The sequence below is a fragment of the Actinomadura sp. BRA 177 genome, assembly GCF_013372625.1.
Taxonomy (GTDB): domain Bacteria; phylum Actinomycetota; class Actinomycetes; order Streptosporangiales; family Streptosporangiaceae; genus Spirillospora.
On the sequence record NZ_JABXFD010000062.1, the window covers coordinates 1 to 8796 of the forward strand.

8 protein-coding genes and 1 rRNA gene are annotated in these 8796 nt (G+C 72.2%); 5 read left to right on the forward strand and 4 right to left on the reverse strand.

The window, feature by feature from the left end:
- Positions 1 to 9: 9 nt before the first annotated feature.
- Positions 10 to 126: ribosomal RNA gene (rrf, locus tag HUX53_RS00670) — 5S ribosomal RNA — on the forward strand.
- A gap of 95 nt (positions 127 to 221) precedes the next feature.
- Here the strand turns inward: rrf and HUX53_RS00675 are convergent.
- On the reverse strand, positions 222 to 1610 hold the full coding sequence (locus HUX53_RS00675; RefSeq protein WP_176401211.1) for a hypothetical protein: 1389 nt from the start codon (positions 1608 to 1610) through the stop codon (positions 222 to 224).
- On the opposite strand from HUX53_RS00675, the gene HUX53_RS40580 reads away from it, so the two are divergent.
- A complete protein-coding gene (locus HUX53_RS40580) occupies positions 1527 to 2975 on the forward strand; it encodes a hypothetical protein (RefSeq protein ID WP_309236981.1) in 1449 nt (482 codons plus the stop codon). The genes HUX53_RS00675 and HUX53_RS40580 overlap by 84 nt on opposite strands.
- An 81-nt stretch (positions 2976 to 3056) precedes the next feature.
- Positions 3057 to 4223 carry an alkaline phosphatase PhoX gene (locus tag HUX53_RS00685; RefSeq protein WP_176401212.1) on the forward strand — a complete coding sequence of 389 codons (1167 nt, stop codon included), beginning with the start codon at positions 3057 to 3059 and terminating at the stop codon, positions 4221 to 4223.
- Between the two features lie 44 nt (positions 4224 to 4267).
- Here HUX53_RS00685 and HUX53_RS00690 read toward each other — a convergent pair whose 3' ends face one another.
- Both HUX53_RS00690 and HUX53_RS00695 read right to left on the reverse strand, forming a co-directional pair.
- The gene (locus HUX53_RS00690; protein WP_176401213.1) at positions 4268 to 5206 is read right to left on the reverse strand and encodes an MBL fold metallo-hydrolase; all 939 of its coding nucleotides are present in this window, start codon (positions 5204 to 5206) and stop codon (positions 4268 to 4270) included.
- 7 nt (positions 5207 to 5213) lie between these two features.
- Positions 5214 to 6578, reverse strand: a complete 1365-nt coding sequence (locus HUX53_RS00695; RefSeq protein WP_176401214.1) for a DUF1015 family protein — start codon at positions 6576 to 6578, stop codon at positions 5214 to 5216.
- A 66-nt stretch (positions 6579 to 6644) separates the two neighbouring features.
- On the opposite strand from HUX53_RS00695, the gene HUX53_RS00700 reads away from it, so the two are divergent.
- Both HUX53_RS00700 and HUX53_RS00705 read left to right on the forward strand, forming a co-directional pair.
- A complete protein-coding gene (locus HUX53_RS00700) occupies positions 6645 to 7118 on the forward strand; it encodes a tetratricopeptide repeat protein (protein WP_176401215.1) in 474 nt (157 codons plus the stop codon).
- Positions 7119 to 7174: 56 nt separating this feature from the next.
- Positions 7175 to 8176, forward strand: a complete 1002-nt coding sequence (locus HUX53_RS00705) for an HAD-IIA family hydrolase (RefSeq protein WP_176401216.1) — start codon at positions 7175 to 7177, stop codon at positions 8174 to 8176.
- Here HUX53_RS00705 and HUX53_RS00710 read toward each other — a convergent pair.
- Positions 8173 to 8532: an SCP2 sterol-binding domain-containing protein gene (locus tag HUX53_RS00710; RefSeq protein WP_309236982.1), complete on the reverse strand. Its 360-nt coding sequence runs from the start codon at positions 8530 to 8532 to the stop codon at positions 8173 to 8175. The two genes, HUX53_RS00705 and HUX53_RS00710, sit on opposite strands and share 4 nt — an antisense overlap.
- Positions 8533 to 8796: the final 264 nt, after the last annotated feature.

Genomic DNA, 8796 nt, shown 5'->3' on the forward strand with positions numbered 1-8796 from the left:
GTTGAGACGTTCGGTGGTTTTGGCGAAGGGGAAACACCCGGTCCCATCCCGAACCCGGAAGTTAAGCCCTTCAGCGCCGATGGTACTGCATGGGAGACTGTGTGGGAGAGTAGGACACCGCCGGACATGAATTGGTCGAGGGTCGCCCCGATTTTACGGGGCGGCCCTCGACGCATGTCGTGGTCCTGCCAAAGTAGGCTGTAAGTATCCACGAACCACCATCAAGAACAGTGACGGACGTGATGAGCGCGGAAGACGACGGCCGCGGCGACGACAGCCGCGAGCGGCGGGGGGACAACGCTCGTGGGGGCGGCCAAGGCGGCTCCGGCGACCGCAGGGGCGGAGGGCCCCGCGGTGGAGCGCCTCGCGCCGGCGGTAAGCGTGATGACTGGAAGTCCGGCCGTCCGTTCAAGCGGTCCGATGATCGTCGTAGCGAATCCGGTGAGGGACGTTCGGACGACGGTCGCGAGCGCCGTTTCGGAGGCCCGCGCGGCGAACGCGGAGAAGGCCGCTACGAAGGGCCGCGCGGCGGCCGAGGCAAGCCGAGCGGTGCGCGCGGTGCCCAGGGCAGGCCTGGTGGACGACGGTTCGAGGGCCCTCGGGGCGGCCAAGGCAACGGGGGAGAGCGGCGTTTTGGTGGGCCGCGCGGTGGCCAGGGTGAGTCTGGCGAGCGTCGGTTCGACGGTCCGCGCGACGGTCAAGGTAGGCCCGGTGACCGGCGTTTCGGCGGTACGCGCGGTGGTCAAGGTGGGTCCGGTGAGCGGCGGTTTGAGGGCTCGCGGGGCGATCGGGGTAAGCCGGGTGAGCGGCGTTTCGGTGGGCCGCGCAGTGGCGAGGGCGAGTCCGGTGGGCGTCGGTTCGATGGTCCGCGTGGCGGCCAGGGGCGGCCTGGTGACCGGCGGTTCGAGGGCTCGCGGGGCGATCAGGGTAAGCCGGGTGAACGGCGTTTCGGTGGCTCCCGCAGTGGCCAGGGTGAGTCCGGTGAGCGTCGGTTCGATGGTCCGCGTGGTGGTCAGGGTCGGTCTGGCGAGCGTCGGTTCGATGGTCCACGTGGCGGCGAGGGCCGGTCTGGTGATCGGCGGTTCGAGGGTCCCCGGGGCGACCGGGGTAAGTCGGGTGAGCGGCGTTTTGGTGGGCCGCGCGGTGGCCAGGGTGAGTCCGGTGAGCGTCGGTTCGATGGGCCGCGCGGTGGTCAGGGGCCGGCGGGAGAGCGACGCGGGTTTGGTGGATCCCGTGGGCCCCGGCAGGGGCAAGGCGCCGGGCCGCGGCGTGAGGGGCGTCCGGGTGGCGGAGGCCAGGGCGAGCGGCGGTTCAGGGATCGTGACGACCGCCAGGGCGGGCGCCGGTTCGAAGGTAAGCGGGAAGGGCGCCCGGGGGACCGGGACCGGCCCTTCAAGGGGCGCGGGCCTCAGCGTCCCCAGGACGGCGGACGCTCCTACGGGCCGCCGCGTGACCGGCAGGACAGGCGGGCACGAAGCGAAGAGCCGGAACGTCCCAGGCACGATGATCCGCTGCTGCCGGACGATGTGACCGGCGAAGAGCTCGACACCGACGCGCGCGTCGAGTTGCGCACGCTGCCGAAGGAGCTGGCGGCGAAGGTCGCGCGGCATCTGGTGATGGCGGGGCGGCTGGCGGAGGACGAGCCCGAGCAGTCCTACAAGCACGCGAGGGCCGCGCGGCGGCTCGCGTCCCGTGTCGGGATCGTCCGGGAGGCGGCCGGGATCGCGGCGTACCACGTGGGCGAAGGGGCGGGGGCGCTTGCCGGGCTGCGGGCCGCGCGGCGGCTCGGCGCCGGAGACGACTCGTACCTGCCGGTGATGGCCGACTGCGAGCGGGGCCTCGGCCGTCCCGAACGCGCCCTCGACCTGATCAAGTCGCCGGAGGCGGAGAAGCTCGACCCGATGGGACGTGTCGAGCTGCGCATCGTGGAATCGGGCGTGCGCCGCGACATGGGGCAGTACGACGCAGCCGTCGTCACCCTGCAGATCCCGGAACTGCGCGACCGGCGGCTCCGGCCGTGGTCGATGCGGCTGTTCTACGCCTACGCGGACGCGCTCGTCGAGGCGGGACGCGAGGACGAGGCCGGCGACTGGTTCGCCCGCGCCGCAGCCGCTGACCGCGACGGCGAGACCGACGCCGCCGAACGCTACGCCGAGATCGAAGGCCTCCACATCCTCGACACCGAAGAAGAGGATGTCGAGATGGTCGGTGAGACGGCCGGCGAGACGGCCGACGTCGCCGGTGCCCCGGCCGCCGAGGGTGAAGACGCCGACGATGACACCGCTACGGGAGGTCGAGTCAGCGAAGGCGCGGCTGCCGAAGCCACGGTCACCGAAGGGCCGGTCACTGGTGGGCCGGTCACGGACGGCGCGGCTGTCGACAGTGCGCTCAGTGAAGGCCCGGCCGATGAAGCTGCGGCTGGTGAAGCTGCGGTGACTGACAGCGCGGCCGATGTAGCTGCGGCCGCCGAACAGGTGGCCAGTGAAGGCGCTGGCGGCGAAGATGCTGCCGCCGAAGCCGCGACGACTGACGGGGTGATCGGCGAAGGTGCGGCTGGCGAAGGTGTGGCCACTGACGGAGTGACCGATGTAGCTGCTTCCGCCGAAGGTTCGGTCGGTGAAGGCGCGACCGATGTAGCTGCAGACGCCGAAGGTGCCGCCGGTGAGGCTGCGGCCAGTGATCATGCGGCTGATGTAGCTGAAGCCGGTGAGGGTGCAGCCGCCGAAGGTGAAGGTGCAGCCAGTGATCGTGCCGCCGATGTAGCTGCGGCCGGTGAGGGTGCCGCCGGTGAAGGTGTGGCCGGTGAGGACGGTGGTGGCGAAGGGGGAGTGCCTGAGGCTGCGGCCACCGATATTGCGTTCAGGGCTGCTGAACCTGAGGTGCGGGAGGTTTCGGACGAGGACGTCCCGGAGGCTCCGGTGGTGTTCCTGGAGCCGAAGGCGGAAGGCGAGGAGCGGCGTCCGGCAGGGGATTGACCTCCGGTACTTGACTGGCGGGTAGGTTTCCCGGATATTCACGGGATCGCGCCGTTCGGGGGCCGACTCCTGAGGAGAGTCATGTCCCTGGACCGACGTATGTTCCTGCGTGCCGCCGCTGTCGCCGGCGGCACGACCGCGTTCTCCGGAGCCCTGTGGCAGCGGGCCTTCGCGGCGGGGCCCGCGCAGCCCGGGCCGAGCCCGTACGGGGCGCTGCAGGCCGTGGACGGCAACGGGCTGCAGTTGCCGAAGGGGTTCACGAGCCGGATCGTCGCGCGGTCGCTGCAGCGCGTCGAGGGGACGCGGCACACCTGGCATGCGGCGCCCGACGGCGGTGCGTGCTTCCCCGACGGGGACGGCTGGATCTACGTCAGCAACTCGGAGGTCCCCGTCGTCGGCGGCGTGTCCGCGATGCGGTTCGACGCGTCCGGGAAGGTGACGTCGGCGTACCGGATCCTGAACGGCACCACGCTGAACTGCTCCGGCGGGGCGACGCCGTGGAGCACGTGGCTGTCGTGCGAGGAGCACGACTTCGGCCTCGTCTATGAGACGGATCCGCGCGGGCAGAAGGCTGCGGTGGCGCGTCCGGCGATGGGCCGGTTCAAGCATGAGGCTGCCGCGTCCGATCCCGAGCGTAAGGTCGTCTACCTGACCGAGGACCAGGGCGACGGCTGCTTTTACCGGTTCCGGCCGAAGACGTGGGGTGATCTGTCGTCCGGGACGCTTGAGGTTCTGGTCGGCTCTGGGACGGGTCCCGTTACGTGGGCGAAAGTGCCGAGTCCGCAGTTCTGGTTCACCCCGACCTGTGAGCAGGTCGCGGACGCCATGCGTTTCGACGGCGGCGAAGGCTGCTACTACACGCACGGCGTCTGTTACTTCACCACGAAGGGCGACAACCGTGTGTGGGCCTACGACGCGGCCGGCGAGCGGCTGGACATCGCCTACGACGACGACCTCGTCACCAGTGGTGAGGCGCCCCTGCACGGTGTCGATGCCGTGACCGCGACGGCGTCGGGTGACCTCTTCGTCGCTGAGGACGGCGACAACATGGAGGTCAACCTCATCACGACGGACGGGATCGTGACGCCGTTCCTGCGCGTCCTCGGCCATGATGAGTCGGAGATCACCGGGTGCGCGTTCAGTCCGGACGGTTCACGCCTCTACTTCTCGTCCCAGCGCGGCAAGAGCGGCTTCATCGCCGGGACGGACGGCTACACGTTCGAGGTCACCGGCCCCTTCCGCCGCTGAAAGCACTCCCGGACCCTCAGGTTTGCTCGTCCGAGCAGCCTGGGTCAGGCGTGCTTGTTCAACGCGTGCAGAATGCCGGTGACGTTGCTTTCCGCGCTGTTCAGCACCTCGTACTTGGCGATGAGGTCGGGGTCGGTGCCGTCGCTTGTGATGGCGTAGCGGTGCCTGGTGCGGTCGACGACCATGGCTACGGCGTGGTCGAGGTCCAGGTCCTGGTCCTTGGCGTCCTGGACGGCGTCCACCCAGACGCGCAGTTCCTCCGCCGACCGTTCGAGCGTGTCGTCCACCTCGGTGACGGGGCCGTAGTGCGCGAACAGGAGCCGCTGCGGGCCCAGTGACCGGAACTTGCCGAGGGACGACAGGGCGGTGTCCAGGTCGAAGTCCGGTGGTGGCGTCGCGGGCTTTACGTCCGCGGTTTCCGGGATGTAGATGCCGGCGGCGTCGCCCACGTACAGGTCGCCGGTCTGGGAGTCCATCAGGCCGACGTGGTGCTTGGCGTGGCCGGGGGAGTAGTGCGACTCCAGCCGCCGCCCGCCGCCGAGGTCGATGACGCCGGTGTCCTCGACGGCCCGGATCCGGGACGCGTCCGTGGGCTTCAGTTCGCCGAACAGCGTGTCGAGGGTGTCCCCGTACACCATGCGGGCGCTGCGCATGAGCCGCGCCGGGTCGGCGAGGTGCCGGGCGCCCTTCTCGTGGACGACGACCTCCGCCTTCGGGTACATCTTCGCGATGTCGCCGACGCCGCCCGCGTGGTCGAGGTGGATGTGCGTCACGACCACGGTCGCCAGGTCGTCCGGCCCGACGCCCAGTTCCCGCAGCGCCGCCTGGACGATGGGCGCCGAACCGGACGTGCCGGGCTCCACCAGGCATGGCCGGTCGGACAGGATCAGGTATCCGGCGGTGATGCCGGTGTAGCCGGCCATCCGGGTGTCGATCTCGTAGACGTCCCCGCCGAGCGGTGTGATCGTGGTCGCGGTGTCCATCCCCCGATCATGGCCCCTCGGACGCGTCCGGGTCGAGAAGCCGCAGGACGAGACCGGTGCGCGGCTTGGGCCCGAACGAGGTCGACTTGCGCGGGACGCGCTCGCCCTCGCCCGCGACGGCGAGGACGTCCTCGACCTTCAGCGGGTTCAGGACGACCGCTGTGCCGCCCGAGCGCCGCGCGCGGTCGATCGCGGCGGACGGGTCGTCGTGTACCACCTCGATGGCGTTCTCGTTCTCTGGGACGTCCCAGAGCGCGCCGATGAGGAGATAGTCCAGGACGGCGGTGTCGAGCCTGCACCAGCGTCGGGAGTGCTCGGACGGCCTGCAGCGGGCGATCGCGTCCTCAACGGGGTCGGTCAGGAGGTGAAGGGTGTCGCCTCCACCGAGAAGGAAGGCGGGACCATCCGCGTTGGTGAGCGCTTCGACGGCGGACCCCTCGTCCGAGAAGTCGGTCACGCGGAACGCCTTTCGCGCCCTCTCGACCGCATCGTCCGGACGAAGGCCGGGCAGGACGCGGTGGATCGCGCCCAGATGCGGCGGATACCGCGTGGAGTCCACCAGGAGCGCCAGCCCCTCGTCCCACGGCCCGGGACCGTCACCGGCGGCGTGGTGACGTGCCTGAAGGGCGCGGTAGGTGGCGTAGCGGTGGTGGCCGTCCGCGATGAGCGCCTGCTTGTCGCGGAGGTCGGCGGCCACCTGCGTATGCAGAGAAGGGTCCGTGATGCGCCACAGCCGGTGCGTCAGCCCGTCGTCCGCGTCGAACTCCATGAGCGGCGCGGACGAGGCGGCGTCGTCGACGATCCGGGCCGCGTCCTCGCCGCCCTCGTAGACCAGGAAGATCGGCTCCAGGTTGGCGTTCGCGGCCGTCATCAGCGCGAGCCGGTCGCGGACCGGGCCGGGGAAGACGTTCTCGTGCGGCAGCACGACCCCGTCGGCCTCCGCGCGCAGGCCCAGCCCGCCGATCAGGCCGCGCTGCAGGACCGTCCCGCCGCGCGCCGCCTCGTAGACGTAGAGGGCCGGCTCGGGGTCGATCGCGAGGGCGCCCTCGGCCAGCCAGCGGCGCAGCCGGTCGCCCGCCGCGGCATAGCTCTCCCCGGCGGCGCGCGGCAGGTTCAGCCGGACGATGTTGTGCCCGCCGCCCGCCAGCAGCCGCAGCGCCGCCGCCTCGTCGATCAGGTCGTAGGGCGGCATGGTCACCGCCGCCGGATCACCGGCCACCGCGGGGACGAACCGGACGCCGCGGAACGGGGCCAGCGCCAGGCCGGCGCCCGTGCGCGGCCCCGCCGTCCCGAAGATCCGGGCGCTGAACTCCTCCGGGCCGAGGCCGGCGGGCCCGAGGCCGGAGGGGAGGTCGTCGTCCACGCTGGGCATGGTATTCACCGGGAGGCGCCCGGCGCCCCGCCGGGTACGGTCGTAGTGATCCGAGGGGAGGTCCATATGAGTGGTCAAGGGCCCGGACGGCCGGAGGATTCCCCAGGCGGCGACCCAGGGGACGACGCAGGTGCCCCGGACGACCCCGGTGAGCACGCCGCCTCGCCGGAGGGCGGGGTCTACGAGTGGTACACGCGGGGCCTGGAGCTGCTGCGGGCGGGCAGCGCCGCCGCCGCGCTGCAGCTGCTGGCGCGGGCCGCGGAGGCCGAGCCGGAGTCGCACAGCATCCGGGAGGCGCTCGGACGCGCCCAGTTCGGCGCCCGGCGGTTCGACGCCGCGGCGGCGAGCTTCCGCCGGATCGTCGAGGAGGAGCCCGCCGAGGACTACGCGCGGTTCGGGCTCGGGCTGGCGCTCAGCCGGCTGGGCGACTTCGCGGGCGCCGTCGAGCAGCTGGCGCTCGCCGCCGCCATGCGCCCGGACAACCGGGACTACGCGAAGGCGTTGCGGCAGGCCAGGGCCACCCTCGCGGCCCGGCGCTGACCCGAGCCTTACCTGCCGGTAACAACCCCCGTACGATCGCACGCATGAGGAGCGCGATGAAAGGCAGCGACCGTCCCCTGAGCGAGGCGTACGACGTCGCCCTGCTCGACCTCGACGGGGTCGTCTACGTCGGCCGCAGGCCCGTCCCGGCGGCGGCGGACTCGCTCGCCAAGGCCCGCGCGGCGGGGCAGCGGCTCGCGTTCGTGACCAACAACGCCTCCCGGACCCCGTCGGCCGTCGCGGCGCTGCTGGACGAGGTCGGCGTCCCCGCGGACCCGGCGGACGTGGTGACCTCCGCGCAGGCCGCCGCACGGCTCCTCGCCGAACGGCTGCCCGCCGGGTCGGAGGTGCTCGTGGTCGGCGGCATGGGGCTGCGCCACGCGCTCTACCAGCACGGTCTGCGCCCGGTGTCGACCGCTGCGGGACGGCCGCCCGCCGTCGCACAGGGCTACCACCCTGAACTCACCTACGGGGCGCTGTCGGAGGGCGCGCAGGCCGTCAGCATGGGCGCCCTGTTCGTCGGCTCCAACGGGGACCTGACCATTCCCGGCGGCGAGGGGCCGCCGCACCCCGGCAACGGGTCGCTGCTCCGCGTGATCAGCTCCTCGACCGGCGTCGAGCCGATCATCACCGGCAAGCCCGAACGGCCGCTGCACCAGGAGTCGATCCTGCGCACCGGCGCACAGCGTCCGCTGGTGGTCGGCGACCGGCTCGACACCGACATCGAGGGCGCCTACAACGGCGGCGCCGACAGCCTCCTCGTCTTCACCGGCGTCACCGACCACATGCAGGCCCTCACCGCCCCGCCCAACCGCCGTCCCAGCTACCTGGCGCCCGACCTGACCGGGCTGCTCGCCCCGCACCCGGAGATCGTCCGCGCGGACGGTGCGCACACCTGCCGGGGCTGGACGGCCCGCCGCGAAGGGGACACGTTCACCGTCACCGGCTCCGGCGACCCCTACGACGGCCTCCGCGCGCTCGCGTCCGCCGCCTGGGAGACCGACACGCCGCCGCCCCGCGAAGCCCTCAGCGGCGCCCTGGAGGGCCTCCCGTTCTAGAGCAGCCGCCGCAGCCGCAGCAGGTCGAAGATGCTCGCCTCGATCTTGACCCGGCCGGTGGCCCACGCCTTGGCCGGGTGCAGTTCGTCGTGCGCCATGGCGACGAGGTCGTCGCTGTCCACGGTCAGCCGCACCTGCGCGGACCCGGGGTCGCCGTCCGGCTCGAACGGGTCCAGGCCGCCCTCGTGCAGCCGGGTGCGGTAGGCCAGCCCGAGGTCGGGGACGCGGCAGCTGATCGTCCGCTCGACGACGTGCTCGGCGAGCCGGTCGGCGTCCACCTCCGCCAGCCGCGCCGCGACGCGGTCCAGTGCCGCACGGCAGTCCTCCTCGTTCGCCATGGTCAGGCCGTTCCCCATTCCTCCGGCAACGATGTCGTTCAGGGAAGGTAGCGTTCTGCATGAGCCGGAGGCGACTCGGCACGGGCGCTCCGGGACGGTTTGGGAGGTATGCGTGATGTCCGACGAGGCCGCGGAGACGCCGGAGGCCCCGGCCGGAGAGGCCGCCGCGCCGGAGTTCCCGGCCGTCCCGCCGCCCGAGCCGACCGGCGACCCGCGCGTGGACGCCGCCGTGGCCGGTCTCGCCGAACTCGGCGCGCGGCCCGTCGCCGAGCACGTGGAGGT